Annotated in this window: 23 protein-coding genes; 4 read left to right on the top strand and 19 right to left on the bottom strand. The window is 63.5% G+C overall.

The annotated features are described in order from the left end of the window. The 3 genes from VNH11_03795 to VNH11_03785 form a co-directional block, all read right to left on the bottom strand. Nucleotides 1–198 (bottom strand): hypothetical protein (locus VNH11_03795; protein HVA45486.1); only part of this gene is annotated, 198 nt, incomplete at its 3' end. Nucleotides 199–1,314: 1,116 nt separating this feature from the next. Beyond that, nucleotides 1,315–1,629 (bottom strand): hypothetical protein, encoded by a 315-nt coding sequence (locus tag VNH11_03790; protein ID HVA45485.1) that lies wholly within the window; start codon nt 1,627–1,629, stop codon nt 1,315–1,317. A gap of 27 nt (nt 1,630–1,656) precedes the next feature. After that, nucleotides 1,657–1,911: a carboxymuconolactone decarboxylase family protein gene (locus tag VNH11_03785; protein HVA45484.1), complete on the bottom strand. Its 255-nt coding sequence runs from the start codon at nt 1,909–1,911 to the stop codon at nt 1,657–1,659. 90 nt (nt 1,912–2,001) lie between these two features. Between VNH11_03785 and ftsH the strand changes: the two genes are divergently transcribed. The 3 genes from ftsH to VNH11_03770 are packed head-to-tail and all read left to right on the top strand — an operon-like array spanning nt 2,002 to nt 6,302. Then, nucleotides 2,002–4,008 (top strand): ATP-dependent zinc metalloprotease FtsH, encoded by a 2,007-nt coding sequence (gene ftsH, locus VNH11_03780; GenBank protein ID HVA45483.1) that lies wholly within the window; start codon nt 2,002–2,004, stop codon nt 4,006–4,008. Between the two features lie 24 nt (nt 4,009–4,032). Next, complete coding sequence (locus tag VNH11_03775; protein ID HVA45482.1) at nt 4,033–5,253, top strand: DNA cytosine methyltransferase; 1,221 nt, start codon at nt 4,033–4,035, stop codon at nt 5,251–5,253. Continuing rightward, nucleotides 5,244–6,302 carry a hypothetical protein gene (locus tag VNH11_03770; GenBank protein HVA45481.1) on the top strand — a complete coding sequence of 353 codons (1,059 nt, stop codon included), beginning with the start codon at nt 5,244–5,246 and terminating at the stop codon, nt 6,300–6,302. Before VNH11_03775 ends, VNH11_03770 begins: the two co-directional genes overlap by 10 nt. Nucleotides 6,303–6,316: 14 nt before the next feature. On the opposite strand, the gene VNH11_03765 is transcribed toward VNH11_03770, so the two are convergent. From VNH11_03765 to VNH11_03745, 5 genes are all read right to left on the bottom strand, one after another. Next, complete coding sequence (locus VNH11_03765) at nt 6,317–7,939, bottom strand: aldehyde dehydrogenase (NADP(+)) (protein ID HVA45480.1); 1,623 nt, start codon at nt 7,937–7,939, stop codon at nt 6,317–6,319. Nucleotides 7,940–8,359: 420 nt separating this feature from the next. Further along, nucleotides 8,360–8,596 carry a hypothetical protein gene (locus VNH11_03760; protein HVA45479.1) on the bottom strand — a complete coding sequence of 79 codons (237 nt, stop codon included), beginning with the start codon at nt 8,594–8,596 and terminating at the stop codon, nt 8,360–8,362. 150 nt (nt 8,597–8,746) lie between these two features. Next, the gene (locus VNH11_03755) at nt 8,747–10,255 is read right to left on the bottom strand and encodes an ABC transporter permease (GenBank protein ID HVA45478.1); all 1,509 of its coding nucleotides are present in this window, start codon (nt 10,253–10,255) and stop codon (nt 8,747–8,749) included. Continuing rightward, on the bottom strand, nt 10,252–10,920 hold the full coding sequence (locus VNH11_03750) for an ABC transporter ATP-binding protein (protein HVA45477.1): 669 nt from the start codon (nt 10,918–10,920) through the stop codon (nt 10,252–10,254). Before VNH11_03750 ends, VNH11_03755 begins: the two co-directional genes overlap by 4 nt. A gap of 79 nt (nt 10,921–10,999) precedes the next feature. Continuing rightward, on the bottom strand, nt 11,000–11,698 hold the full coding sequence (locus tag VNH11_03745; GenBank protein ID HVA45476.1) for a hypothetical protein: 699 nt from the start codon (nt 11,696–11,698) through the stop codon (nt 11,000–11,002). A gap of 244 nt (nt 11,699–11,942) precedes the next feature. Between VNH11_03745 and glgA the strand changes: the two genes are divergently transcribed. Next, nucleotides 11,943–13,436 carry a glycogen synthase GlgA gene (gene glgA, locus VNH11_03740; protein ID HVA45475.1) on the top strand — a complete coding sequence of 498 codons (1,494 nt, stop codon included), beginning with the start codon at nt 11,943–11,945 and terminating at the stop codon, nt 13,434–13,436. Nucleotides 13,437–13,863: 427 nt separating this feature from the next. On the opposite strand, the gene VNH11_03735 is transcribed toward glgA, so the two are convergent. The 11 genes from VNH11_03735 to VNH11_03685 all read right to left on the bottom strand — a co-directional run. Continuing rightward, entirely contained in the window at nt 13,864–16,152 is a 2,289-nt protein-coding gene (locus tag VNH11_03735) for an ATPase, T2SS/T4P/T4SS family (GenBank protein HVA45474.1), read from the bottom strand. Next, the gene (locus tag VNH11_03730; protein ID HVA45473.1) at nt 16,149–16,883 is read right to left on the bottom strand and encodes a hypothetical protein; all 735 of its coding nucleotides are present in this window, start codon (nt 16,881–16,883) and stop codon (nt 16,149–16,151) included. The genes VNH11_03735 and VNH11_03730 overlap by 4 nt, the downstream gene beginning before the upstream one ends. Before the next feature lie 11 nt (nt 16,884–16,894). Then, nucleotides 16,895–17,833 (bottom strand): hypothetical protein, encoded by a 939-nt coding sequence (locus VNH11_03725; GenBank protein HVA45472.1) that lies wholly within the window; start codon nt 17,831–17,833, stop codon nt 16,895–16,897. Next, nucleotides 17,830–19,308 (bottom strand): class I SAM-dependent methyltransferase, encoded by a 1,479-nt coding sequence (locus VNH11_03720; protein HVA45471.1) that lies wholly within the window; start codon nt 19,306–19,308, stop codon nt 17,830–17,832. The genes VNH11_03725 and VNH11_03720 overlap by 4 nt, the downstream gene beginning before the upstream one ends. Before the next feature lie 86 nt (nt 19,309–19,394). Then, entirely contained in the window at nt 19,395–20,249 is an 855-nt protein-coding gene (locus VNH11_03715) for a hypothetical protein (GenBank protein HVA45470.1), read from the bottom strand. Between the two features lie 105 nt (nt 20,250–20,354). Then, nucleotides 20,355–21,290 (bottom strand): hypothetical protein, encoded by a 936-nt coding sequence (locus VNH11_03710; protein ID HVA45469.1) that lies wholly within the window; start codon nt 21,288–21,290, stop codon nt 20,355–20,357. Nucleotides 21,291–21,467: 177 nt separating this feature from the next. Continuing rightward, nucleotides 21,468–22,004, bottom strand: a complete 537-nt coding sequence (locus tag VNH11_03705) for an adenylyltransferase/cytidyltransferase family protein (protein ID HVA45468.1) — start codon at nt 22,002–22,004, stop codon at nt 21,468–21,470. Nucleotides 22,005–22,071: 67 nt separating this feature from the next. Then, entirely contained in the window at nt 22,072–22,695 is a 624-nt protein-coding gene (locus tag VNH11_03700; GenBank protein HVA45467.1) for a CmcI family methyltransferase, read from the bottom strand. Nucleotides 22,696–22,724: 29 nt separating this feature from the next. Continuing rightward, nucleotides 22,725–23,876, bottom strand: coding sequence for a hypothetical protein (locus tag VNH11_03695; protein HVA45466.1), 1,152 nt, complete (start codon nt 23,874–23,876; stop codon nt 22,725–22,727). 312 nt (nt 23,877–24,188) lie between these two features. Next, complete coding sequence (locus VNH11_03690) at nt 24,189–24,788, bottom strand: hypothetical protein (GenBank protein HVA45465.1); 600 nt, start codon at nt 24,786–24,788, stop codon at nt 24,189–24,191. Between the two features lie 76 nt (nt 24,789–24,864). Beyond that, nucleotides 24,865–26,422, bottom strand: a 1,558-nt coding sequence (locus tag VNH11_03685) for an RHS repeat-associated core domain-containing protein (GenBank protein HVA45464.1), incomplete at its 5' end; no start/stop codon positions are given.

Below are 26,422 nucleotides of genomic sequence, written 5' to 3'. Positions count from 1 at the left end.
AAGGCCGAGCGGCGCAGATGTGTTAATTTGTTCATTCTCGGCATGAAAATAGCTGCAATAGCCGGCTGGCTGTCGTATCGGCCAATTTGGCAGACCGACGGCTGACGGGGCGGGCAGCGCCGAGCGCGCCGGGCTGGGCTTCTTTGAAAAGTTGGTTGTGGTCAGTGAAGGCTGCCAAGTGAGTTCGAAGGCTGCCAACGTTCGCAAAGTCGGTGTTCATCGCTGGGCTTCGTTTGGCGCGAATTGGCCATCTTCGAAATGCCCGGAAGGCGCCGTTGTAGAAACGGATGCCGACGCATTCCGTCGCGGAAGCGCAACATATTTGCCGACAAGGGTTTGCGACTTATCCGTTGTAAAGCTTCGCCGAACCCGGTACGCAGGTGCCGTACACCAACCCGAAGCGCTAGCGAGGAACGTGAAAAAGGCGACAAAACCTCGCTTGCGCTTCGGGTTAGTGTGAAATGGGAACGGGTTCGGCGAAGCTTTACTATCCGTTGGAGGGGTGTCATCCGTGGATCCTGCTCACTTTGGCAGCGTGCTGCCAAAGTGCCTGCGGCGCGTTAGCCTCGGGCGGCACGCGCCGATGCGACACGTGTCGCATGGGCACGGCGCATGCGGCTTTCCTCTCGCGGAGCGAGAGGGCTACGGTCGGCACTTTGGCTGCGCGCAGCCAAAGTGGCGGCGGCCCGTTCGTCTCCGGCAGCGCGTGCCGATGCGACACGCGTGTCGCATGGGTCGCGGAGTAAACGACTTTCCTCTCGCGGAGCGAGAGGGCTACGGTCGGCACTTTGGCCGCGCGCGGCCAAAGTGCCCGCGGCCCGTTCGTCTGCGGCGGCACGCCGCCGAGGCGACACGCGTGTCGCATGGGTCGCGAGGTGAACGGCTTTCCTCTCGCGGAGCGAGAGGGCTACGGTCGGCACTTTGGCAGCGCGCAGCCAAAGTGCCTGCGGCCCGTTCCTCTCCGGCTGCACGCGCCGAGGCGACACGCGTGTCGCATGGGCGCGGAGTAAACGGCTTTCCTCTCGCTCCAGTGAAAGGGCTACGGTCGGCACTTTGGCCGCGCGCGGCCGAAGTGCCTGCGGCCCGTTCGTCTCCGGCGGCACGCGCCGAGGCGACACGCGCGTCGCATAGGCGCGAGGTCAACGGCTTTCCTCTCGCGGAGCGAAAGGACGACGGTGGGCAAATGCGCCGCGCGCGACGCTTTTGACGGCGGCCGGTCAGTCTGCGGCGGCAGGCCCCGAAGCGACACGCGTGTCGCATGCCCGGCGGAGTAAACGGCTTTTCTCTCGCCCAGCGAAAGGGCGACGGTGCGCACTACGGCGCCGGACCACCGCCGGCACTGTCGGCCGGCCGTGAAAGCGGGCCGTGGTGCGGATCCTGTAGCCCGAAAGCGTCGGCCACGCGATTAAAAAAAGCGAACAGGGCCGTAACGTAGACCGCTTCGGCGATTTGCGGATCGGTCCAGCCGGCCTGGCGCAACCGTTCGACGTCCGCGTCCGTCGTGCGGTAGGCATGCCGAGTCACAAGCTCGACGAAGCGCAGCAGCGTGCGCTCGGCATCCGTCAGCGGCGCCCCTTCGACATCGCCTTGCGAGAGGGCCTCGCTTACGTCGCTGGCGGCACCCTGCAACTGCAGGAAGTGGGCGTGCGAGCCGATTCAATAAGGGCACTTGTTCAAGCCAGAGACCAGCGTGGCGATCATCTCCTTGGTGCGCCGCGTGAGATGCCCATCGGAGAAGTGCAGCGAGTAGGAGAACTCGATCACCGACCGCAAGAAGTCGGGCCGCTGGCTGAAACACTTCAAAACGTCGGGCACGCGCGGCCGGTCGGGATGCTCGGCCAGATATTGGCCGTAGACCTCGGCCAAGGCGCCGCCGGCCTGCTGCTCGTCGATCCAAGCGATGTTCGGCATATCCCCCTCAGCACAATGACACGTCGCCAAGCACGCCCCCTGCCGATATAATACCGTATTCGGTTTTGCGTTGCTGGAGGAAACGGATCGATGGATTCACAACCCGCGGGCGGTGGCCCCGCCCCCGAGCGGCCCGCGCCGCGCCCGCGCTTCAACTCGTCGCCGCTGGTCATCGGCCTGATGATGTTGCTGTTGATCGCGGCGCTGTGGTTCGGCAACGAGAATTCCAATCGCCAGGTGATCAGCTATGGGCAGTTCGTCAAAGAACTGGAGCTGGGCAACGTCGAGGACGTCACCATCGACAATCAGGAGCTCCGCGGCACGCTCAAGCCGTCGGCCAGCGCCACAGGTGCGACCCAAGTCGAAGGCCAGGCCGCCGGAGCCAAGAAACCGGCCGGCGAAGAAGCCGCCAAAAGCGAGGGTCACGAATTCGTCACCTACTTGCCGCCGCTGACCGGCGAAGAACTCGACAACAAGCTGCTGGACAAGCTCGGCCCGCATTACAAGTCGGCCCGGCACAGCGATAACCTGGGCATCTGGATCGCCCTCTACTTGGGCACGCCGCTGCTGTTGTTCGCCCTGATGTGGCTGATGTTTCGTCGGGCGCGCGATCAGTTTCTGGGCGGCGGCATCTTGTCGGGCTTCAACAAAAGTCCCGCCAAGCGTTATGAGAGCGGCAAGCAGCCGATCACCTTCGAAGACGTGGCCGGCCTGGAAGGCGTGAAAAACGACTTGCAGGAGATCGTCGAGTTTTTGAAGAACCCCGAAAAATTCCAGCGGCTCGGCGGCCGCATTCCCAAAGGCACGCTGCTGATGGGGCCGCCGGGCACCGGCAAGACGCTGCTGGCCAAGGCGGTGGCGGGCGAGGCCGGCGTGCCCTTCTTTTCGATCAATGGCTCGGAATTCATCCAGATGTTCGTGGGCGTCGGCGCCAGCCGCGTCCGCGACATGTTCAAAACGGCCAAGGAAGCCGCCCCCTGCATCTTGTTCATCGACGAGATCGACGCGGTGGGCCGCGTCCGCGGGGCCGGCCTGGGCGGCGGGCACGACGAACGCGAACAGACGCTCAATCAGATTCTCAGCGAGATGGACGGCTTCAGCCCCAACGAGGCGGTGATCGTACTGGCCGCCACCAACCGGCCCGACGTGCTCGATCCAGCCCTGCTGCGGCCCGGCCGTTTCGATCGCCACGTCACGGTCGACCGGCCGAACCTCAAGGGCCGCGAAGCGATCTTCAAGGTGCATTGCCGCAACGTGACGCTGGCCGACGACGTCGACCTCCACGGCCTGGCGAGCGGCACCGTCGGGCTTACCGGGGCCGACATTCGCAATCTGGTGAACGAGGCCGCCCTGTGGGCCACGCGACAAGGCAAAGACAAGGTGGAGATGGCCGACTTCGAGGTTGCCCGCGACAAGGTGCTGATGGGTTCGAAGCGCGAGGAAGTGCTCAGCAGCAAGGAAAAGATCATGACCGCCTATCACGAGTCGGGCCACGCGCTGCTGGCCTGGCTGGTGCCGGGCGCCGACAAGGTCCACAAGGTGACGATCATCCCCCGCGGCCGTGCCCTGGGCGTCACCCAGCTTTTGCCCGAAGAAGACCGGCTCAATATCGGCGAGGGCGAGTTGCACGCCCGGCTGGTGTTCATGATGGGCGGCCGGGCAGCCGAGAAGCTGGTGTTCGACGAGTACAGCGCCGGGGCGGAGGACGACCTGAAACGGGCCACGCAGCTTGCTCGCCGCATGGTGACGCATTGGGGCATGAGCGAGCGGGTGGGACCGGTGGCCTATCGTACTTCCGAGGAGCACCCCTTCTTGGGCAAGGAGATTATGGAGCAGCGCGAGTTCAGCGAGCACATGGCCCAGCTCATCGACGAGGAAGTGGCCCGCATCTTGCACGAATCGGCCGACCGTGCCCGCGACATGCTCGACAAGAACCGCCAACTGCTCGACAAGCTGGCCAACGCCTTGGCCGAGAACGAGGTGCTCGACAATCGCGAGATCGAGGAGTTGATCGGTCCCTCGCCCGCCCGCGGCATCTCTTCCAATGGCAAGCCGGTGTTCAGCGAGCATGAGAAGTTGCACGGACAGGCAACGTAGTTGGAGCACCGGGAATTGGAAGAGATGTGGAACGAACCGGAAGCCCATGCGGTGGTCGACCTGTTCTGCGGCGCGGGCGGCATGTCGCTGGGCTTTCAGCGCGCGGGCTTCCGCCTGTTGCACGCTGCTGATTGCTGGGCGCCGGCGGTCCACACCTATCGCCACAACTTCGGAAATCACGTGCTCCAGCGGCAGATTGACTGCGACATCGAGATTCCGCGGGCAGCGGTCATCATTGGTGGGCCGCCGTGCCAGGGGTTTTCGTCCGCCGGCCGGCGCACCGACGACGACGAGCGAAATTCGCTGGTCACTGTTTTCGCGCAGATTATCGCAAGGGCGCGGCCGACCGCGTTCGTCTTCGAGAACGTCGAGGGCTTCCTGACGGGCGCGCGCGGCCGGTTTGTGATCGACTTGCTCAGGCCTGTTATCGATGCCGGATATCACGTCCACCTCCGAAAAATCAATGCCGCAAACTACGGGGTGCCGCAGCATCGAAAACGAGTCATTGCCATTGGTGGCCTGGGGTGGGAGCCTTCGTTTCCTGAGCCTACGCACTCGGCGCACGGAGCGCCAGGGGCTGGCCTGGCGTCGCGGGTGCTGCCGCCAACTCCCTCGTTGGCCGATGCGCTCGCATCGCTGCCGCAGCCAGCCGTCTCTGGGCCGCCGCCTGTCGCCGACCATGTAGCCAAGCCGCTGGGCGGCGAGGATCTGGATCGCGCCAAGCTATTGCGTCCCGGCCAAACCATGCGCGATTTGCCGGAACATTTGTGGCACGAGAGTTATCGCCGCCGCGCTTTTCGGCGTGTTATGGATGGCACTCCCACCGAACGGCGCGGCGGAGCGCCGTCGGGCGTCCGGCGACTTCGCGCCGACCAGCCATCAAAAGCGATCACGGGTGGCGCGCGACGAGACTTTCTGCACCCAGACGAGCACCGGCCACTTACGCTCAGAGAATGCGCGACACTGCAAACATTTCCCGACCCATTCGTCTTCACCGGCTCGCAATCCGATCGAATGCTGCTGATCGGCAATGCCGTGCCGCCCAAACTGGCAGAAGTTTTCGCGCGGCAACTCCTAGCGGATTTAGAATGCGCGCGAGGCGGCAATTGCCACGGCCGGCTCTTGAGCTTCCTGCCAACATTATCGGCCGGAATGAGCCCCGTACTGGAGGAGGTCTCAGAGCGCGTTCGCCGCGAGTTTTCGCCCGCAGCCGCGCGAGAGAACCAGGGCGTGCTATGGCCTTGACTCAGGCCCAAAAGGCCATGATTGAAAAGGCCCGCTCGGCGGGCGTCGGCGGCCAAGCAGTGCCCTTGGGCGACGACGTGTGCGCTTATTTGGTGGCTATCATTGCGAGGGACTTGGGTCTGCAAGATCGTTTCGACGAGTTGCCGCAAGACCTGCCGGAATTTTTTGAACGCGCGGAACTCGGATCTCTTGCAGTCCCCGGCGCGGACTTCATGCCGCTCGTGGAAAAGCTCGTGGGCCTGAACGCCGACGCCGATTTGTTCTTCGTATGCCTGGCAAGCTTGCACAAGCGGCGGTTGAAGTACGAAAAAATCCTTCAGACGCAGCCCGTGCCCACGATCGAGCAGGTCGGACCTCGCGGCCTTCTCCAATACGGCACGATGAGCCCGCGAGCGCTCACCGGCTTGCTCTTCTGGCGCAAGTGGCTGTTCGACCTCGATAACCGCGCGGGACAGGAGACGGGCTACTTGTTCGAGCCGATCATCGCGCACGCCATCGGTGGTTCGCCGTTTGGCGCAAAGGCGAGCCCGGTGCGACGCTCGCGAAATCCGCAGAAGGGGAGACAGGTTGACTGCATCCGCGATCGAAAGGCGTACGAGTTCAAGATTCGCGTCACCATCGCATCATCTGGCCAGGGACGTTGGCAAGAGGAAATCGAGTTTCCAGCAGACGCCAGGCACAGCAAGTACACTCCGGTGCTCGTCGTGCTCGACGCCACGCCAAATCCAAAGCTTGAACAGCTTGAGGCAGCCTTCCTCGCTGCTCGCGGAGAGGTCTACAAAGGGAATGAAGCTTGGAGGCACCTCGACACAGTTGCTGGTCCGACGATGGCGCGCTTTATCGAGAAGTACGTCCGCGAGCCGATGCAATCGCTCCTGGCCGCGGTGCCGCAACGGCTACCCGATTTTCGAGCGGAGATGGACGCCGACGGAATAACCCTTTCGATCGCCGGCGAGACGTTCCGAATCCACCGGGGGTTGCCTGAGTTGATGGAAGACCAAGCAGACGATTTTCCAGAGGACGCGAATGAAGGTATACCAGGCCCGTGAGGAGTGCCCCAAGATCATCGCACAGGAGTCGATTCTGCAAGAACGGTGTGTGCCACGTCCGCTTGCGTCCATTGGCCGTCGATGAGTCGCCACATCCGGCCGTTGGGGTTTTTGTCTTGCAAAACGGCCGGCAGCCGTTGCGGACGGACGTTGTCGAAGCAGGCCAGCATGGCGAAGCGGTGCAATGAGGCCGGCATGCCGACGGCTGTGAAGCCGGGATGGCCCGTCGCCGGATAAGGACCGCCGTGGTTCATCGCCGGGCTGACGGCCACGCCGGTCGGCATCTTATCATTGAGCAAACGGCCCACGCGCCGCCGCAATCGCGGAGCGAGCTGGTCGTAAAGGCGGTCATCGCTGCCCGACGTGTCGGAGTAGATGCCTCCCGTCAGGTTGCCTTCGAGCGAGTCGATCACCTGCGCGGCTTGCGCGGCGTCGTCGGCCACGACCAGCAGCGACGAATTTCCGAAAGCCTCGGTTTGCAAGCGGTGCGGGTCGGCAAGAAAGGTCCGAGCGTCGACTTGGAACAGCGTGTTGGCGAAACGATAAGCCGGCCCCGCGACCGGCCGTCCGCCGATCAGCGCCTTGGCCCCGGCCGCCGTCAACTCGGCCGCGCTCTTTTCCAGCGAGCCGGCCACGGACTTGGACAGCAACACCCCCGGCGGCGCCTGCTCGAACCGCTGCGAGACGGCGGCGACGAACCGATTGCTGCTTTCGCCGGCCAGCAGCAGCACCAGGCCCGGATTGGTGCAGAACTGGCCCGTGCCCATCAGGCAGCTTGTGCTGAACTCGTCGGCAATCTTTTCGGCCCGTTCCGCCAGCGCGCCCGGCAACACGACGACCGGGTTGATACTCGAAAGCTCCAGATAGATCGGCCTGCCGGCGGCGTCGGCGGCGGCTTTGAGTTTCAGCCCGGCCGAGCGGCCGCCGGTATAGCCGGTGGCTCCCACTCGCGGATCGGCCACCAGCCGCTCGCCGTCTTCGTGGTTCAGGCGGTAGAGCAATTGCACGGTGCCGGGCGGCAGGCCGCACTCGTCGGCGGCGAGCTGGGCCTCTTCGGCGAACAGCCGGGTGGTGGCGGGATGCGAGGAGTTGGCCTTGGCGATCACCGGGTTGCCGGCGGCGATTGCGGCCGCAAAATCGCCGCCCGAAATGCTGCCGAAGGCCAGTGGAAAATTGTTCGGCCCAAACACGCAAATCGGCCCCAGCGGCAAGAAGCAAGAGCGGATGTTCGCCTTGGTGTCGATGGTGGCCATGCACCAAGAACCTTCGCGGGCGGCGGTGGCCGCTTGCCGTAGTTGGCCGGTAGTGCGGGGCAATTCCACGTCGGCCAGACGCGGCGACACCGGGTAGCCGGTTTCCTGATGTGCCGTCTGGCAAATCTCGCCGGCACGTTGCTCGATCCGCTCGGCATAGCGGTCCAGAAACCGCGCGATCGTATCGCGAGAGACGGCTTGCAGCTTGACAGCGGCTTCGGCGGCGGCCTCGAGCGCTATCTCACAGTCGGCCCACGAGCTGACCGGATAGCGTTCGTCGAGCGGTTGCTTCGTCGACGGATTCTCGGACTGAAACATGCCCGTCGCCTGCGACGGTTGCCAGTGCCCGGCCAGCAGCACGGGTTGAATCTCTTTGGATGGCACGATGAACTCCCTCATGTGACCGGCAACAAATCGAGTCCGAACCGTCCGGATTCTCGAAGTTACCGTACCGGAACCGATTTAGGAACTTAAACCCCGCCACTCCGTCAAATCCACGGGGCACGACGGTAACTCCGACGACGGGAACCAATTCATCGAAGTTGAGCGCCGAAAGCCGAACCCTCACCAGGTACAGCGGAAACGACCCAGAATAAGCGCCGCCAAGTTGCACGTGGCCCATAGGAACGCCGCCGCAGGCGAAGCAGGTTGGTTCATCCAGAATCAGCTGGAAAAGTGACCGCCCAGATCCTGCTCCTGTGTCGGCCACGAGACGACGAACTAGGTCCTGTCCGGTGTGCAGTAACGACAAGGCAATTTCGATCGTCGGGCGATCGTTATGTAGCTGCCATTCGACTGCGGACATCAGACCGCGCTCCAGATTTCTTCGACCCGGTCATAATCGGCGCTGGCGTCGAGGCAGTAGCATTGTGCCGGGTCCGGCTCGACTTGCCGAAGCCGGTCGATGACGTCAGACCATCGGTCGGCGACGACCACAATTTGACCGTGAGCGATGCCGACCAGCTTTCCCGCGTAGGGCGAGTTCGGGTTCTGCCTGGCCTCTTGATTGATTTGGCGAGCCAAACGTTCGTTGGCGGACACCGTTGAATCAGCGTGCGACATAATTGTTTTCGCGCATTAAAGTGAACAATCTAGCGTGCATCCTATCACATACGCAAGCAAACCGTCGATTACGATGGGCCGGCGCTCGTCCCGGCGCGCCGGGACTGGTCCCACCTACGGACTCTTACCTTACGGCGCCGCGGAGAGCGCCTTGGCCACGTCGGTGCGATACGCCGCCAGGCCGGGCAAGTAGCCGACCAGCGAAGCAAGCAGGACGAGGGCCGGCAGCAGCGCCGCCTCCCAAGGCGAAAACTCGAACCGGCCCAGTGCAAAGCCCGTGTGTGCCTGCACCCACGGACTGGCGCCCACCACCACGCCGTGCCCCAGCAGCCAGCCGGCCGCACCGCCGCCCACCGAAAGCAAGATCGATTCCAGCAGGATCACGTTCAGCACCGTCGAGCGGCGCGCGCCCAGCGAACGCATGACCGCGATTTCGCGCCGCCGGTCGCTCATCGAGTTGTAGATGCTGACCATGATGCCGATGCCCGCCACGATCACGATCAACACCGACAAGGCCAGCAGCAAGAACCGCAGGTTGCCGATGATCATGTCCAACAGCGTCTGAATCTCGCGGGCAGGCAGCACCGCCTGGGCCTCGTTTCCCTTGTTGATCATCCGCACCAGGTTCATCGACGCCATGACATTCGTGGCCGAGCTGCGAACCAGGATGGCCGTCACTTCGCGCTGCGATTCGGGCAACGGCGTATGGGCGTGCCCGTGCTCATGCTCCTCATGCTCGTGCTCGTCGTAGTCCTCATGACCGTGCTCCGCTTCGCCATTCTCGGCATGTTGACCCTTGGCGTGCTCTTCATGCTCATGATCGGCGTCGCCCGCCCGCTTGTCGTCGTGGTGCTCGTCGGCATGCTCGTGATGCTCGTCATGCATCGCATCATCCTCGTGCTCGCCGTGTTCCTCATGCTCCGCGTCCATTCCGCCTTCTGCCTTCTGACCTCTGCCTTCCTGTTCCTCTTCCTTGGCATGGCCGCGGAGCATATAAAAGCCTTCCATGTTGATGAACAACGCGCGGTCGTTGGGCGTGCCGGTCGGCTTGAGGATGCCCACCACCGTAAAGGCGTCGTGCTTGTGCGAGCCTTCGGTCGCCTCCACGCCGTGCGTCGGCTGGAAAGTGTCGCCCACCTTGAGACCCGTGGCGTTGGCCACGACCGAGCCGATCACTCCCTCGAAAAAGTTCTCGTGCTCGAAGTTTCGCCCCGCCGCAAACTCGTATTTCTGATACGGCTCCCAGGCCTCCAACATGGCCGGCGTGGTGCCGACCACGCGAAATTCGTCGTAGCTGTCGCCCAGGCAGAGCGGCACCGCCACGTCGACGAGCGACGAGAACTTGCCCGGATGTTCGCCGTCCTTCAAAAACTCCTTGTAAAAACGATAGGGCAGGTTCTCGACCGGTTGGCTCAGGTGATAGACCGTGTTGAGCACGAGTTGCAGCCGGCCGCCTTTGGTGGCCCCCACGATCATGTCGTAGCCCTGGCTGCTGTGGCGAAAAAAATGGTCGACCACCGAGTGGATGACCAGCACCGTCACCACCAGCGCCACGCCCAGTGCCATCGATACGGCGGTCAGGCACGAGGCCAATGACCGCTGCTCGATGCTGCGCCATGCGATTTTCCAAAGACTCATGTAGCCACCGCCTGGTTGAATTCGTCTAAACGCTCGACGCGCGGGAATTGCCCGGCGACTTCGGGCGTGTGCGTCACCAGCACCAGTGTGACTTGCTCTTCGCCGCAGGTCTGGCGGATGAGGTCGATGATCTGCTGCTGATTGCGGCTATCGACGTTGGCCGTAGGCTCGTCGGCCAAGAGCAGTTTCGGCCGGTTCGCCAGGGCACGGGCCACCGCCACCCGCTGCTGCTCGCCCACGGAGAGCATGGCCGGCTTGTGCGTCAGACGGTGGCCCAGGCCGACGCGGTTGAGCAGCGTGGCCGCACGCTCGCCGTCGGCCCGGCCCCGCGCGAAAGTCATGCCCAGCAGCACGTTTTCCAGGGCCGAAAAGCCGGGCAGCAGGTTGAAGGTTTGAAACACGTAACCGATGTTGTCTGCCCGAAAGCGGTCGCGGCCGGCTTCGGGCAAGGTCGCAATGTCGCAGCCATGCACCTCGACCTGCCCGCGGTCGGGCCGGCTGATGCCGGCGATTACGTGCAGCAGCGTCGTCTTTCCGCAGCCGCTTCGGCCGACGAGCACCATCTGTTCACCCGCCGCCACCTCGAACCGCGCGATGTCCAGCACCGGCAGCGGTGTGCCGTCCGGCTCGATAAACGACTTCTGTACGTTGCTCAAACGCAGCATCATCGTGATGTTCTAGGGGATGCCGGGCGGTTTTTCCAGGGTCCCACCCTACGCTTTTACGCAGCGAACGGGCGAAGGTTCACCAGGTGGTAACTTGCGCGGCAAACCGGCAGCCGATGCGATAAAGCGGCGCCACGCCGTCGTCGACCGAAAAGCGATTGACGATGTGGGCCTGCAAATAGGTCTGGTGTGGCGGCACGCCCAGGGCGACGACCAGCGAATCGAAATCGGGCAACTGCGTGGACAGAAAGGAGAATCCGGTTGATGAAATGTCCTGGCATTCCACTTCGCGAAAGCTCGCCTTGCAGGGCAGCGCGCCACCGTGATAAGGAGCCACGAACTGCCGAAACGTGAACGGGCGGCGCGTTGACGTGCGACGCTCGGGGCCCGACGGGACGGCAACGGAGATTTGCCCGCCGGCAGGCGAGGTGGAAACGGCGGCGCCTTCCGCTGGCGGTCCGCACAGTATACTGGCGGCCGCACTGGGTGCCCCTGCCTCTTCCAATGCGTCGGTGACTTCAGAGTGATCGGACTGAATCTCAACCGCGTCGAGCGGAAGGCAGAGGCCGCCGTCGAGCAGGGGTGCGGGCCGCTGGGTTTTCGCCGGCAGAGGCCGCTCGGTACACGGATTCGCCGCCTTCTCCCGCGCCGGCGATTCGAGCACGGACAGACCGTAGGCGCGCTGTTGCCGCCGGTGCTTCGTAACCGATATACCGATGCCCACGCCGATCGCGATTTGAATGGCCGAGACGACAAAAGCCGTGATCGCAAAAAACATAAGCTCCCCCAGTATCCATAGGGCAAGAAACCGCGCCAAGCAAGCCGTCTGCGACGCGGAACCGGCACGACCCCTACAACACGAAGCACCGCGTCCGTCGCCGCAAAACCGCGCCGCGTCACGGCGATCGGCGAGTTTGTCGATAGTTCAATCCACAACGCTCAGCTAAACTGGAATGGTTGAGTGACCAGTGATCTGGCCCCGCGGTTGAATTTTGCCCGTCGTCTGCTAGCCTGAACGCGACATGAACATCCTGTTAGCTGGAAGCGAGGCCGTTCCTTTCGCCAAGACGGGCGGACTGGCCGACGTCATGGCTTCGTTGCCCATCGAGCTGGAGCGTCTTGGCCATCGCCCGCTGGTCTTCTTGCCGGCCTACCGCCGGGCGGTGGAGTGCGGCCAACCTGTCGAAGCGACCGACGTTTCCCTGACCGTGCAGATCGGCAGCAAGACCGTGAGCGGCCGCTTGCTGCGCAGCGTCTTGCCGAACAGCACCGTGCCCGTCTACCTGGTCCAGCAGGACGATTATTATCGCCGCGAAGACCTGTACGGCGTGAACGGCTCCGACTTCGTCGATAACTGCGAGCGGTTCGTCTTTTTTTGCCGCGCCGTGCTCGAAGCCGTGCGGCAGTTGCAGATTCCCATCGACGTAGTCCACGCCCACGACTGGCAAACCGGGCTGATTCCCGCCTATTTGAAGGCCGAATACCGCGGCGTGCCGCTCTATGAGCGCGTGGCCTCGCTGTTCACCATTCACAACTTGTCTTATCAGGGCGTGTTCTGGCACTGGGACATGCTGCTGACGGGACTCGACTGGAAGTACTTCAACTGGCACCAGATGGAGTTCTACGGCAAGCTGAACTTGATGAAGACCGGGCTGGTGTTCGCCGACGCCATCAACACGGTCAGCCCGCGGTACGCGGAAGAGATTCAGACCGCGCCGTTGGGCTGCGGCCTGGAAGGCGTGTTGCAGCAGCGCCGCGACGTATTGTCGGGCATCGTCAACGGCGTCGACTACCGCATCTGGAATCCGAAGACCGATGGCCAGCTTGCCCGCAACTACGACGAACGGACGTTTGCCGAGGGGAAGGCGGCGTGCAAATCGGCGTTGCAAGCGGAGCTGGGGCTGCCGCAAGACAAAAACCTGCCGCTGATCGGTTTCATCGGCCGGCTGGTCGATCAGAAGGGCCTCGACCTGGTGTCGGGCGTGCTGCAAGACGGGCTCCGCACCAGCGACGTGCAATGGGTGCTGCTGGGCACGGGAGAGCCAAAATATCATCAGCTTCTCTCGACGCTGGCCGAGCGGTTTCCGCAAAAGTTGGCCTTGCGGCTGGCATTTTCCGATCCGCTGGCGCACCGCATCGAGGCCGGCGCCGATATTTTCTTGATGCCCAGCCGTTTTGAGCCATGCGGCCTGAACCAGCTTTACAGCCTGAAATACGGCACGGTGCCCGTGGTGCGGGCCACGGGCGGCCTGGCCGACACCGTGACCGACACCAACGAACAGACGCTGGCGGCGGGCACGGCGACCGGTTTCACGTTCCGGGCCTACGAGGCGTTGGCCTTGGCTGAGACGCTGCGGCGGGCCATCGACGCCTGGCATCAGCCGCACTTGTGGTCGCAGATCGTCGCCGCCGGCATGCGGCAGGACTGGTCGTGGCAGCGCAGCGCACGGCAATACGTGGAAGTCTATCAGAGCCTTCTCGACCGATCGCAAGCGACCGCAAACGCCAGGCGATAGCCCGCGTCACGGTTCCCACACTCTACCAAGTTGTCAAAGAGCTGGTGCGGTAGACCGTTTCAGACGGAGCGGTCTACGCACGATCAGGCTGCTGCTGCCGGCAGCCGTCACGGGCCGGCAGACCGTTCAGCACGCTCCGCGCAGGGCATCGACCACCACTTCGTACCCGTTTGGCGGTTTGTCGGGTCCGGCGTTTCCCGCTCCCTCCGGGAGGCGGGTGAGAGTCAGGGGGCGTTGTGCCTCGCTCCGCGTGATGTTGGTCCTGCGCGGTCGAACGTTCTGGCGAAACTGGAAGCGGAGGCCGAGCAACTGCGCGGCGAAAACCGAAAGTTGCAAGACCGCCTCTTCGGTCGGAAAACCGAAAAGACGCGCGGCGACCGAAGGGGCGGAGCGAGATCCGCGACGTCCTGGGCTAGTCAACGGTTTCTCAACCGTCGCGCGAGGATAGCTCGGCCCCACCCGACGCAAAACTTGCCTGCCGGCTCGGCAACCAGGCACCGTTCGGGCCGCAACGCACCAGATCGTCGGCCTTGATCGTGCCGTTTCGGACCATCCGCCGCACCTCGCGGACCGAAAGCGGGCCAAGCTCGTTGCCGGCAATCAGGCAGTACCACTGGTCGTCAGTCGCGTCCGGCGACGACCGTGCGCGCTGGCCGTTTTGCACCGCTTCGGCCGGGTCGCTCGGCACCGTGGCCGTTGCCCGCGAGCGCGGTGGGGGCGGCGCGGGAATGCTGAACGTGCTCGACGGCGGCGCGGCGGCCGAAACGCCGGCGGCGCCGGGCAGCGTATCGCCGGCCGGCGCATAACCGAGTTGTCGGTGCGCGGCGCCGTCCGTCTCGCCATACAAAAACTTCGATTCGAGCAACCGCTTCTCGATCAGCGAGGCGATGAACGTCGGCAGATAGCCGGTCGGTTGCAGGCCCACGCCGTGACGGTCGTTGAAGATGTCGGTGACGATCACCTCTTTCGTTTCCGGGTGAACGCCGGTCAACTCCGAAATCTGCGTCACGCGCCGCTGCCCGGTGGGGAATCGCGTGATCTGCACGATCACGTCGATGGCCGACGCGATCTGCCGATGAATCGAAATCATCGGCAGCTCGGCCGCCATCAACATCAGCACCTCCAGCCGCTCGATGACTTCGTTCGAGCTGTTGGCGTGGACCGTGGTCATCGAGCCGGCGTGCCCGGTGTTCATGGCCTGAATCATGTCCAACGCTTCGGCCCCGCGGCACTCGCCCACGATGATGCGGTCGGGCCGCATGCGCAGCGCGTTGCGCACCAGGTCGCGGATGGTATACGCCCCGGCCCCTTCGGCGTTGGGCAGCTTCGCTTCCAGCGTGACCACGTGCTCCTGGTGCAGTCGCAGCTCGGAAGTGTCTTCGATGGTGACGATCCGTTCCTTGTAGGGAATGAAACTGCTCATCACGTTGAGCAGCGTGGTTTTGCCGGTGCCCGTGCCGCCGCTGACGAGCGTGCTGCGGTGATCGATGACGCAGGCCCGCAAAAAAGCCGCCGCGGCCTGGCTGATGGTGCCGATCTCGACCAGGTCGTCCATCGTGAACCGCTGGGCGGGAAACTTGCGGATGGTGAGGCAGGGACCGCTCACCGCCAAGGGCGGAATGATGGCGTTCACGCGCGAGCCGTCCGGCAACCGGGCATCGACCAGCGGCTGGCTCTTGTCGATGCGGCGGCCGACCTGGGCCACGATGCGTTCGATGATCGACTCGGTCACCTGGTCGGAAATGAACCGCCGCCCGGAGCGCTCGATCACGCCGTCGCGCTCCACATAAATCTGGTCGCTGTCGACGACCATGATTTCGGTGACCGTCGGCGCCCGCAGCAGGTCTTGCAGCGGTCCGAAACCGAACACGGTGTCTTTCAGGTCCTTTTTCAGCGTCCGCAGCACCACGTACTTGCGGAACTGGTCGTGCAGGTGCGGCCGCAAAAAATGAAATGCTTCGGCGAACCGCTCCTCCACCGTGCGAATGCGGCTGCTCACGTCGCGCTGCTCGGCCAACAGCAGACGCTCGCGGGCAAAGTGCAGCAAGCTGTAAAGCTCGGTCTCGCGTTCGGGCACGAGCGTCGCGGGCACATCGAATTCGTTCGAGGTGAGCGAGGCCAGGTCGAAGAAATCGTCGTGCCCGGTTTCCATCACCAACTGGTTGATGAGCAGGTCCATCAACACCAGCCCGCTGATTTCTTCCAAGAGCGGCTGGTTTTCGGGGCCGAACACGTTCAGCTCGCGGCAGACGTCTTCGATGTTGTTTTCCAGCAGCACGATGGTGGCCGGGTCGCCGGCGCGGCTGCGCTCCATTTCGAACAGATCGAGCCGCTCGAGCAGCTTCTTGTGAATCCGCAGCTCCAGGCCGGCCATGATCGAACGCAGGTGGGCCTCCAGCTCCTTGCGATCGATGACCGGCGCGGTTTCGGCCTCGAAGTTGAGCGTGAAGGGCCAGATGCGCACCTTGATGCCGGGCGAGAAGGCGACCGCCTCGCCGCCGGCGACTTCGCGGTCGCCCACCACGCAGCTATTCAGGCCGACGTTGCGTAATTCCAGTTGATCGCCGGCGCGCCGCACCACGGCGTGCCGCCGCGAGACGAGCGGGCTGGGCAGCACCACCTGATTCGCCGGATCGCGGCCGATCGACACCTCCTCGGCGGCCGATTCGACGAGCGTTCGCCGGCTCTCATCGACTTTGTTGAACCAGATTTTCACTTCTTCCGCGGCCTCAATAATAGCCCGACCTCGCGATAGTTCGTCGTCTGCAAGGCGTCCAACAAACGCTGCGAGTTTTCGTCGAGCGTGGTGCCGCTCATCTTGACGCGCACCGTGATGATGTTCTCTTGCAATTGCGGCACGCGCGAGGCGTTGAGCACGTTGGTCTTGCCCAAGCGATTGCCGATCGACAGCACCTTGAACGGGCCGACGATTTCCGTGTGGCCCGCGGCGGGCGCCGCCAAGGTGGGCGACGGCGAGCCGTCGGTCGAAACGACCGGCGCGGCGCGACGAGCGCCGGGCAAGAGAAAGTCGACCTCGTCGCCGGGAACCACCAACGACGCGACAAAGTTCTTCTGGTCGACGGGAATCCACATGGCCCGCTCGTCTTGGGCCAGCTCCAGTTCGGCCGGCGGCGTTTCCAGGTCCTTGCGGAGCAACAATTCCTGACCGTCGAAATTCCGCACGGCGTTCATGCCGATCACCGTGTCGAGGTCTTTCCAGAGCACGGCCACCGCTTCCAACTTGCGGGCGGCGACTTCCGGCACCGGCATCTCGGCAAAGTGCGACGCGGCGAACGTTTCGCCCACGTGAATCTGCGTGTCGGGAGCGACCGACACGAAGCTCACTTTCTCAAATTCGCGCGACTTGCGGTCGAGATAAAACCAATTCAGGCCCGCCGCCAAGATGCCCAGGAAGCACGCGATCACCAGGCCGGGCATTCCCTTCATCGAACGTTACCTCATGGAGAGACCAAAACCAGTCCCGTGCAGCCGCCGGGCCGGCCGGGCACGAGTTGAATCACCATCGACCGGGCGGAACCGGCCGCCGCATCCGGCCCGCGCCGGACCATCGAGGCATACCAGCCACCGTCGTCGGCTCGCTGCCAGCGCACGGCGTCGTGCGGCCGATGCTTCACCTGCCACGCCGCATAAAACCGCCGATACTCGTCGCACGGGCCTCCGCCTTGGAAGGCGGAGAGCTCGGCGCCGCCGCGACGAAGTGCCATCAGCCGCTGGCAATCGGGCGGCAGCGGTATTTGCGTTCCTGGCTCCTCGTCGGAACCGCGCCGATCGGCGTGAAACAAGCACAGCGTCCACCATCGCTCATCGGCGGGCACCGCCAGCCCCCATAGTACCACGCGATTTTCCTGCGCGATAGCGTGCAGCGGTCCGTCGCCTGCGCTCACCCGGCGCGTGCCGATCACCAAAGGCATGCCGGGCGCAGGCTCATAGAGCCGCTCGCCGGCTTGTGAATCACCGTTCGACGTGCGAGCATCTCCGGCCGGACCAAGCTCGGCCAACCGAGCCAGCAGCTTTTGCTCGTCTTCGTCGGCGACCGGCGACCAGGGCGACGCCGAGGGCAGCAAGCGTCGGCAAGCGGCCCGCAGCGCCTGCATGGCCTCGGCCTGATCGCCGATGACCGTTTGGCGGCCAAGGCGATAAGGCAAATCGCCAAGGGCAATCTCCATCGGATCGCCAGCATCGGACAGGTCAAAGGGCGTCGTCGCCGGTTCGGTCGCGGCCGGCGGGGGGTCGTCGTCATGCCACCAGCGGATGACTTGTCTGCCAAAGCCCAGCCCGGCGACAAGCACCAAGGCCGAGAACAGCCCTTTCGTCGTCCAGTCGGCAATTTGCCGCGCCAGCTTGCCATAGCCGCCGGGCGCTTCGCTGGGGGTCATGCCCGTCTCGCAATCACGAGCAGTCGCTTCTTGTCGCCGTCGTGAATGATCGAATCGAACCGCACGTCGCAGAAGCCCGACGCTTCAAGCAGCTCGCAGATTTCTTCGCGGCGGTAGGACTTCGAGAACGCTCCGTGGCCCCAACCCTTCTCGAACGAACCGGCCTGCGCCTCTTCGGTGGGCGGCCAATCGACGCCCGTCTCCGGCACGTCGAAAATCAGCGTGCCGCCCGGCGACAACAGCCAATGGCAGTTCGTTGCCGCAAGCTGAAAGGTCGGGCAAAGGCGCTTGAAGACCAGCGTGGCCACGATCACGTCGCACGGCGCCAGCGGCCCGATGTCGCGGAAGCTTTCGATGTCGCCCCACACAAACCGGCCTTCAGGAAAGCTCCGGCGCAGTTCGCGGGAGCGTTGGGGCGAAAGATCGATACCGGTGAAACTGCCGAAACGCACCCGCTGCTTCTGAAGCGATTCCATAAACCGGCCGTAACCCGGGCCGATTTCGAGCATTCGCGCGCCCTCGAGCGTCGCGTGTCTGGCGACGGCCTCGACAATCGAATCGCCCGACAGGATTTTGCCCCAGGTCAGCCACTCGCGCTCGATCGCGTGCCCCCAACGCCACTTCGCGCGCTCGTTGAGCGAGGGGACGCGCACGTCGCTCGTCCATATCCGTTCGTCGTAGAGACCGAATTTCCGGTCGGGCGGATAGATCAACTCGGGCGGAAAGACGCGCTGGCAGTCGTCCGCGAAGAACCGATTGGGAAATGCCTCGACCGACCAGCCGACGCCTTCGCGTGTGACATGATTCTCGAGCGTTCGCCAGTCGTCGCGCGCAAACAGGCTGGCGTTGTGGAACCACCAGAACGTGCCCGGGTAAATCCACGCTTTCTCGATCGGAAACGACACGCCGTACATCGCCTTATGCGCCAACGCCTCGCGCGCGCGGTCGGGGAAGTCCAAGCAATGGTGATACATGCACTCCGCCCAGGCCTTTTCCACGGTATGCACCGACCTGGCCCGCGACACGCCCTTGGCATGGCCGTAAAACGTCGCCTCAGTCGGGTCGAGCGTGTACACCGCGTCGAGCAGCGGCAGAAAGGTCGTTCCCTCGCGCAGCCGCGCGTCGTTGGCCATGGTGATGAAGGTGATGCCATGCCCCACCAGCTCGCGGATGACCTCGTCGGCTGAAACCGTCTCGTCGTCGGTGGCGATGGCGACGATCCGCTTGCCGTTGAAGATGTTGATGCGCGGCAGCAACCTCGTGATGTTCCAGCGCCACAGGTCGTTCGAAGCGACCGGCCAGATATGATAAACCAGGTTGAGGGTCCGGATGTCGCGCAATTTGGGAACGATTGGCCGCGGACCGTTGTCCAGCGGCGGTGCTCGTCGCGGCGGACGAAGCGGCCCATCGAATTGGTCTTCGCGCGGCGGATGACGCCGCGGTGCGACATGCGATGTCAAATTCGGTTGGATCATGTTGACTCTTGCATTTTGCAGTTCGACGTTTGTGTGAGCCTTCGGTGGGCCGGCGCTGGCTAAAGCGAGCTTGTTCCACCCTACACTCATTTTGTGTTCTCGGGTCCCAGGCCGGCGCCCTGGTTCGGGTCGGCGAAGTCAGCCACGCGGTACGGCAGGCCCCAGGCAGCCGCTTGGCTGGCGTATTGCCGCGGCGTGTGCGAGTCGTGCCAGAGATACTTGCCCGAGGGGTTCCGGTCGATGCGGTCGGTGCCCATCAGCGGCCAGGCGGCGTAGCCGCGCCTTTCGTCGGGCACGGGATGCTCGCGCGACCAGCGGAGCGCCTCGGTACACGCGTGTTCGTGGAGCTTGATGGCGAACAGGTGAATGTAATTCTCCACAAACACGTGCCGGCCGGCGTTGACCCGGTGGACGGCGTCGTGAAGGAACGCCGGCACGGCCCAGAGCCGCGTGGCAAGCGCCACGCACTCCGTGCGAAAACCGAAGGCGTAGCTCTGTGTGTAGTTGGAGAACGTGGCGTGCTGGCTCTCCATCGCGAGGCGCCGCAAGTCGTCCGTCCAATCGACAAGAAACATCCACCGCCGCGAGACCTTGAGCAAAAGCTCGACCCCCCGGCACTCCGCCCATTTCAACCCGCCCACGAACGCGCTCAAGTCGCCCAGGTGGTGCGGCAGCCGCTGGGAATTGCTCTCGAAATCGGCGCCGTAACGGTCGCAGAGATCCTCGAGCCGCTCGCGCGCGTGGCTGCCGTCGTCATGAACGAGCATCGGCACGTGGGGAAACAATCGCCGCCGCGCTTCCAACTGCAAATGGACGTACGGCACGGCGGCGTACGTGCCGACCACCATACCGACGCTCGGCGGCCGTTCATACAGCCGATCCGCCGCGCCGTTGAGCTCCAGCGTCGCCCCGCGCCACATCTGTTCAATCGTAATTGGCATGTTCCAGGAGGATGGCCTTCCCAGGCCGTCCCGCAATTTTGGATTTTGGATTTTGGATTGGCTCGCCTGGCTGCTCTCACCGTCTACCGTCTACGGTCTACCCGTCTACCACTTGTCGACCAAGCACCTCTCAATTGCCGAAACCACATCTTCCGGCCGAATCAGCCACATGCAGCGCGGGTGCCCGGCCTGGGGCTGCTCGCAAAGATCGCGGTCTTTCGAATCACCGTCGCCGAGCGCCGTCACGCGCGATTTCCAGCAGCCGCCGGTGGCACAGCACGATAGCGCGCCGATGGTGTGCAGATAATGATGGCCGGGGTACTGCTCCCAATGGACCGGCTCTCGCCCGCCGCCCACGACCACGCAGGGCCGAAGGCCGATCATCCAGTCCGGCCGCGGCACGGCCGCCGCTAGATGCATCGGGTAAGAAACGCCCGTCAGCGCGCCCGCCGCGTGATAGACCAGCCGGATCAACTGCCGATGGTCGGTCTTGCCGCGCAGGTCGATGACGTTGCCCAGCGGCGGGTGCTCGTGCTCGGCCGCGCCGATTTGAGCGAACATCATACGGCCGCGGAAGTGATCGACCACCGCCTGAAAGTATTCCAGCGGCCATTGCTTGCAAGTGAAGTCGCGCTTGCTCCCCGCGTTGACCAGCCAGAAGCGGCTTTTGTAATGCGCGGTTTCCTCGACCTGGTTGACCCACCCTTTTTCCTGCTCGGTGAGGTAGATATGCCCGCGGAATTCCTGGGGGCGCAATGAGGGGAGCTTGAGCTGCGCCGCCAGATACTCGCAAAAACCTTCCAGAAAGTGGACCGGCCGCTGATTCGACTGATTCACAAGAGGGTAGTGCATATCGAGAGTCCGGCCCTGGCCGTCGGGGACGGCGGTCACATCGGGGTTGTGCTCCCAGATGGCGGCCACCGGCGTGCGCACGTCGGTCACGTAACGCCCCGGATACTGCCGGTGCAGCTCGCGCACGGCGGCGGTCATGACCACCACGTCGCCGGGACTCTGAAAGCTGCGGAGGATGAGCGGTTCCAAGGGAGGGTTCAGGGTTCGGGATGAAGGATGAGGGATGAGGGATGAAGGATGAGGGATGGCCCGAGTGGCTACTGGCCAGTAGTGGCCTGCGGTCGCCGCCGGCGGATCCGCCACTGACCACTAACCACTGACCACTCCCCGTCTACTGTCTGCCGTCTACCGTCTGCCGTCTGCCGTCTACCTGCAATACTGCCCTCTGCCTTGCTTTAGAATCTCCGTTGTCGACACGCCGGGCACCATCGGGGCGAACGCGACGTGGCCGGCGAACTCGCTGCCGGGCACGGGCGTGCCCCGGTACTCGGCCCCTTTCACCAGCACATCGGGGCGAATCGCGCGGATCAACTCCGCCGGCGTATCGTCGCCGAACACCACGACACAGTCGACGCAGCCCAGCGCGGCGAGGGAAGCGGCCCGCAGCGCGGCGCCGGTCGCGGGCCGCCCCGCGCCCTTGAGCCGCCGCGCCGACTCGTCGGAATTCACAGCGACGATCAACACGTCGCCCAACGACCGTGCAAACTCCAGTGTCGCCAGGTGGCCGCGGTGGAGCAGGTCGAAGCACCCGTTGGTAAACACCACGCTCCGTCCCTCCGCCCGCGCCTCGCTCGCGAGCTCCAGCGCCGCTTTGACTCCCTCTCCCTCCGGGAGAGCGCCGGGGTGAGGGCCGTCAAACGCTAGCGTTGCTCCGCGCTCGTCAGTCGACACTGAATCGCTCATGCTCTTCACACTCTTCACTCGGCAGCGACCACTAACCACTAACCACTGACCACTCGCCACTACCCACTCACTGCTTCAACAGAAACCCTCCCGGATTGAACGTCAAAAAGAACTTCTCGCGCGACCGATCGACCGTGAACTCGGGGTGCTTTGGCAAGAACTCGCCAAGCGCTTCCTTGGGTCCGGGGCCGTAATAGCCCGCGACGGGGTTGCCGTTGATGTTCGTGTCTTCGACGATCAGATATTGGCCGGCCGTGACCAGCCCCCCGTAAATCTCAAGTTCCTCGAGCACATGCTCGCGGTGGTGGTCGGAGTCGAGAGCCGCCATCACCGTTTCGTCGGCCTGCAGTCGGCCCTTAACCGTTTCCACCGTCGCCTGATCCACCGAGCTGCCGATCAAGAACTCGATGCGCGGATGGGCCAGGCCGTTCCGCTGGTCGGCGACGTCGATGCTGATCACGCGGCCATGGTCGATCAGGTCGCACACGCTGGCCATAAACAGCGCCGAGCCGCCGTAGCGCGTGCCGCACTCGACGATCACGTCGGGCCGCTTCTCGACGAGGATTTCCTGGTAGATCCAGAGATCGAGCGGGCATTTTTCGGCGCCCACGCCCAGCCAGCGCGTGTTCGTCCACACATGGCTGTCGTAGTAGAGACGGTGAAAGTTGTCTGTAACTTGCGTGCGATCCACCTTGAAGCTCCCTCTTGTATCTGATCCACTCACCTGCTCCGTTGCGCCTGCCCTGCCGGTTTTTCTCCTTCGTGGTTCTTCGCCCCTGGCAGCACCAAGCGGCCCGTGATGCTGGCCCCCGGGCCGCTGTTTTGCAGCAAGGCCGAGAGCCAAACACGTCCGTCCCAGGTGGCCGGCGCCCACTGTTCGAGATCAAGTGTGTCGAGCTCGGCTTCCGCCAGTGCGACGAGCCGGTCGGCGGGCGCTTGTCTGCCCCATAGAGGGCCGGGACTCTCGCGGCCTTCGTGAGAAAGGCCAAGGCTCAGAGCGACACGGCTGACGTAGCCAAATTGGGTATGGTAATCGACCATGAGGCCGGCAAACGAGTTTTCGTCGTAAGGCCGCAGCTCGCCCGCCACTTTTGCCTCCAAAACCAAGTGGCGCGCGCCGTCTAACTCGTAGCCGACGGCGGCTTCACCGACCTCGCCGCTCGTGGAGACGACGAACGAGCCGCCGTCATTGCTGGCAATATCCGAGCCGTCCGATGGGTACTTCTCCGTCTTCGTCTGCAAGACGCGAACCGGCGACGGGGTGTGCGACGGTTTGCTCGCGGCTGCGTCCGCTGTAACACCAAGCGGCCGCCTCGACGATCGGCCATCGTCTTTTTGCTTGCTGACCGTCTGCCGCGGGTTCCGTGATTCTTGGGCCGCCGCGGGCGCGTCGTCCGCGGCGCGCCGTCTGCCGAACATGACATAAGCCGCGGCGAGCACGAACACGCATGCCGCCCCGGCGAGGGCCGATATCGCCGCATGCTTGGGCCGTTTGCGCCGCGGAACGGAACGTGAAATCGGCGGCGATACCAGCAGGGGCGCCGCCGCAAGCATCTCCTCCGCCAGATCCGGCGCCGCGTCGGACGCTGTCTGGCTGCCGAGCCGCGCGTCGTATTCCGCCTTCTTGGCGGGGTTAAGCAACGTCAGCCGTGCCTCGGCCAGCTCGTTCAGCAGCTTTTGCGAGATCGCTCCATGCTTGCCAGTCTGGTAGGTGCGGACATGGGCCATGCGTTGGTCGGCCGCCGCCTCGATGACATCCGGGTCCGACTCGTAAACCGCCGCGCCGAGCAGCCGATAAAAGTTGGGCGGCTGCTCGCCTGGCGGTATCCCAAGCCACTTGTGATAGGCGTCGAATTCGGTTTGCTCAGCCATCGCGCGCCTCTAGGCCGCTCCGTGAAGGTTAGCGAACGTCGTAAATCGAAGCGGGCGCGGCTAAAGCGGACAGGTCCCGGACAGGCCCGGTTGTTCTATTGGACCTGGCCACCTGGCCCCTTTAGCTGCTCCCTGAGTTTTCAATACAGAGCTCTTTCGCCCCCTGCACCGACGAACAAATCGTTCTGACCCTCTTTCCGGTGCAGCGTACGACCGACCGGCACAACAACCCGTGCCGAGGCCGCGATCATGCCCGTCCGGGCATTGCGGCGCGGGCTCGTATTTGGGTTCACCGTCCCTCCCTTTCGCAGTTTAGACTCGTAAGTACGGGTTACTTGGATCTGGAAGCGTGTAGGGCGACGGCTCAAGGTAGTTGATATCTTCGGAAGGAGGCAAGACGTATGAATTCATGCCGTAGATCGCGTGATCGTATTCGGCGAGATGGCGACGCGACCAATTCTCTAAAGGAGCGCGAATATTCAGCGACACGCTTCGTTTAACAACCCAGCTATCGAACATATCGTCGAGATGCACATGCTCCATCAAAGGCGGTCCTTTGCTGGCGAGCGAACTTACTACCGCCGCGAGGCGCGCGTATCCCTGCCGATTGCCGATGATGATCAATTCCATCGCTGGCTTTCGCCGCCTAAAAATCACTCGCTCGGCAAACTTTATGCGCGGCCTCGTGCCCCCTCTGCGCGTAGGTGCCAAGACTACGGCCCGCATGCCGTTGCGGAGGGGCGCCGCGTCGACGAGCGGCAGTGGGTTCTGGCGGCCGCGCGCGGCAGTGATGCATGCCACGAAGTAGTCGAAGCCACGCTTATCTCCGAATACGTACACGTCCGTCTTCGAATCATAGTAGTTCTCATCGTCCACTGCGGAGCGCGATCGAATGAAATATAAATGGTACATTCTGCTCCGTTGGTTAGACGAGCCGGTAAGTGGGCCCCGCCAAGGTTTGGACCGAGGCGGCCGAACTGACCGCTTCTCATCCACGGCTACAGACTCCGCCAATGGGGCGGCGGTTTCTAGCTTCACACTCAGTTCCTCCGATGTCAAACACGGCCTGGTCGTACGACCCGTAGAATATCGAAAACCTGGATTCAGTATGGCTTGCGTGGAAATAGCATTTGCCATTGATCGCGACAGCGCTGATAGAGTAAGTCACCCCGGCGTTGGTAAACGTCGATGCGGTTTCGTTCGGCAACATCGGCGCCGCTGGCGAATCGATACAGTTTAAGGTGTTGCACAGCGGTCCCCTGCGCACCAGTTCTTTTCCCTTGGACTCGCCAGCCTCTACGTACTGGTCATACGGCAGCAGGATTGCCCCGGTGACCAAGGCGCCTCCGAGGAATCGTGGGGCGAAACCACCATTTGCGTTAACGCGGTTGATTGCGTTGTCGATCTGGCGCTGGAGTTTTTGGCTGCGCTGTATGATCTTGGTCAGTGATTTTGGCGCAGGTTGGCGCGTCCCAGTTTTTGGATCGATCGAAAATATGTCCCTATTGTCGGGGTTAATGTACCACTTCGCCCCACCTTTCTGTAGGTGTACATTTCCCGCCGCCTGTCCAGGCTCAATTTCCGAATGGACCATGATGCCCTCGACTGCCTGGCCGTGCGGTTGCGACTGCACAAGGCCGAACGGGTCCGTGTGGTCGAGGGGAGCGGAGCCGCAGTACTCATAGAGGTTCTCCGATCGAATAAAGAGGAACTGCGGCATCTCATCGCGCGAAATCCAGCTTCCAATCTGCGTGTGCAGCCCTCGACGGCGCACCGCGTAGACTCCCGACTCGCTGTCCCAGCGGTATCCGGCGAAAAGCGTCTCCCAATCGACTTGCGACGCCGGAAGTACGCCGAAACCCGCGGTCAGAAACGTCGGCTGGCCGTACCCGGAGTAATCATAGCGCTCTTGCGCGTATCCATCCGGGGCGGTGATCGCAGACACGTTCCAATTGGGATCCTGAAGGGCGTAGAGCCGCTCAGTGCCGCGATCGCGTAGCACGAGATCGTCGATGTAGCGCAGTCCCCAAAGGAATTGGCGGTCAGGAAGCGTCGCCCCTCCAACGCGCTCTTCAATGGCCTGCCACGCCGACGTGTAATAGAAATCTCGCACCGAGCTCGATATGGTTTTGCTGGCGCGCCGATTCAGCGCGTCGTACAAAGCAGAGACTACCGTCGAACCAATCGTTATCGTTCGGACGCGGCTCCAGGCGTCAAAGACGGCGCGCGCGACGCTTGTCGGGTTGGCCGGCTGCGGCATGGAGACCATGTTTCCAACCGCATCGTATGAGGGCGTTACCCAAGGACTTGAAATCCCGGTGATCTCGTTGACGGTGTTGGCGCTTCGGAATTGGTCGAGCGTGCCGCTGGAGTCGTTTTGTTGGAACTGGATCCAGTTGCCGGTCGGATCGAGCAGCCACTGCTGTGTGAAGCTTTGCGTGTCGGGAATGATGCCGGTATTGGTCGAATTGAGCTGGCCGCGCTGCAGATACGCGAGACGATACAGGCCGTCGTATTGGTAGAACTCGTCGAGGTAAACCCCGGCC

Source organism: Pirellulales bacterium, assembly GCA_035533075.1.
In the GTDB taxonomy this organism is placed as follows: domain Bacteria; phylum Planctomycetota; class Planctomycetia; order Pirellulales; family JAICIG01; genus DASSFG01.
The sequence above is the reverse complement of the archived record's forward strand: the minus strand, read 5'-3'. Positions and strand labels throughout refer to the sequence as shown.

Excerpts from the sequence above, each read along its gene's own strand:
- VNH11_03785 (HVA45484.1), bottom strand. The coding sequence starts at position 1,911 with ATGCCGAACATCGCTTGGATCGACGAGCAGCAGGCCGGCGGCGCCTTG.
- ftsH (HVA45483.1), top strand. The coding sequence starts at position 2,002 with ATGGATTCACAACCCGCGGGCGGTGGCCCCGCCCCCGAGCGGCCCGCG.
- VNH11_03775 (HVA45482.1), top strand. The coding sequence starts at position 4,033 with ATGTGGAACGAACCGGAAGCCCATGCGGTGGTCGACCTGTTCTGCGGC.
- VNH11_03770 (HVA45481.1), top strand. The coding sequence starts at position 5,244 with ATGGCCTTGACTCAGGCCCAAAAGGCCATGATTGAAAAGGCCCGCTCG.
- VNH11_03755 (HVA45478.1), bottom strand. The coding sequence starts at position 10,255 with ATGAGTCTTTGGAAAATCGCATGGCGCAGCATCGAGCAGCGGTCATTG.
- VNH11_03750 (HVA45477.1), bottom strand. The coding sequence starts at position 10,920 with ATGCTGCGTTTGAGCAACGTACAGAAGTCGTTTATCGAGCCGGACGGC.
- VNH11_03745 (HVA45476.1), bottom strand. The coding sequence starts at position 11,698 with ATGTTTTTTGCGATCACGGCTTTTGTCGTCTCGGCCATTCAAATCGCG.
- glgA (HVA45475.1), top strand. The coding sequence starts at position 11,943 with ATGAACATCCTGTTAGCTGGAAGCGAGGCCGTTCCTTTCGCCAAGACG.
- VNH11_03730 (HVA45473.1), bottom strand. The coding sequence starts at position 16,883 with ATGAAGGGAATGCCCGGCCTGGTGATCGCGTGCTTCCTGGGCATCTTG.
- VNH11_03725 (HVA45472.1), bottom strand. The coding sequence starts at position 17,833 with ATGACCCCCAGCGAAGCGCCCGGCGGCTATGGCAAGCTGGCGCGGCAA.
- VNH11_03720 (HVA45471.1), bottom strand. The coding sequence starts at position 19,308 with ATGATCCAACCGAATTTGACATCGCATGTCGCACCGCGGCGTCATCCG.
- VNH11_03715 (HVA45470.1), bottom strand. The coding sequence starts at position 20,249 with ATGCCAATTACGATTGAACAGATGTGGCGCGGGGCGACGCTGGAGCTC.
- VNH11_03705 (HVA45468.1), bottom strand. The coding sequence starts at position 22,004 with ATGAGCGATTCAGTGTCGACTGACGAGCGCGGAGCAACGCTAGCGTTT.
- VNH11_03695 (HVA45466.1), bottom strand. The coding sequence starts at position 23,876 with ATGGCTGAGCAAACCGAATTCGACGCCTATCACAAGTGGCTTGGGATA.
- VNH11_03690 (HVA45465.1), bottom strand. The coding sequence starts at position 24,788 with ATGTACCATTTATATTTCATTCGATCGCGCTCCGCAGTGGACGATGAG.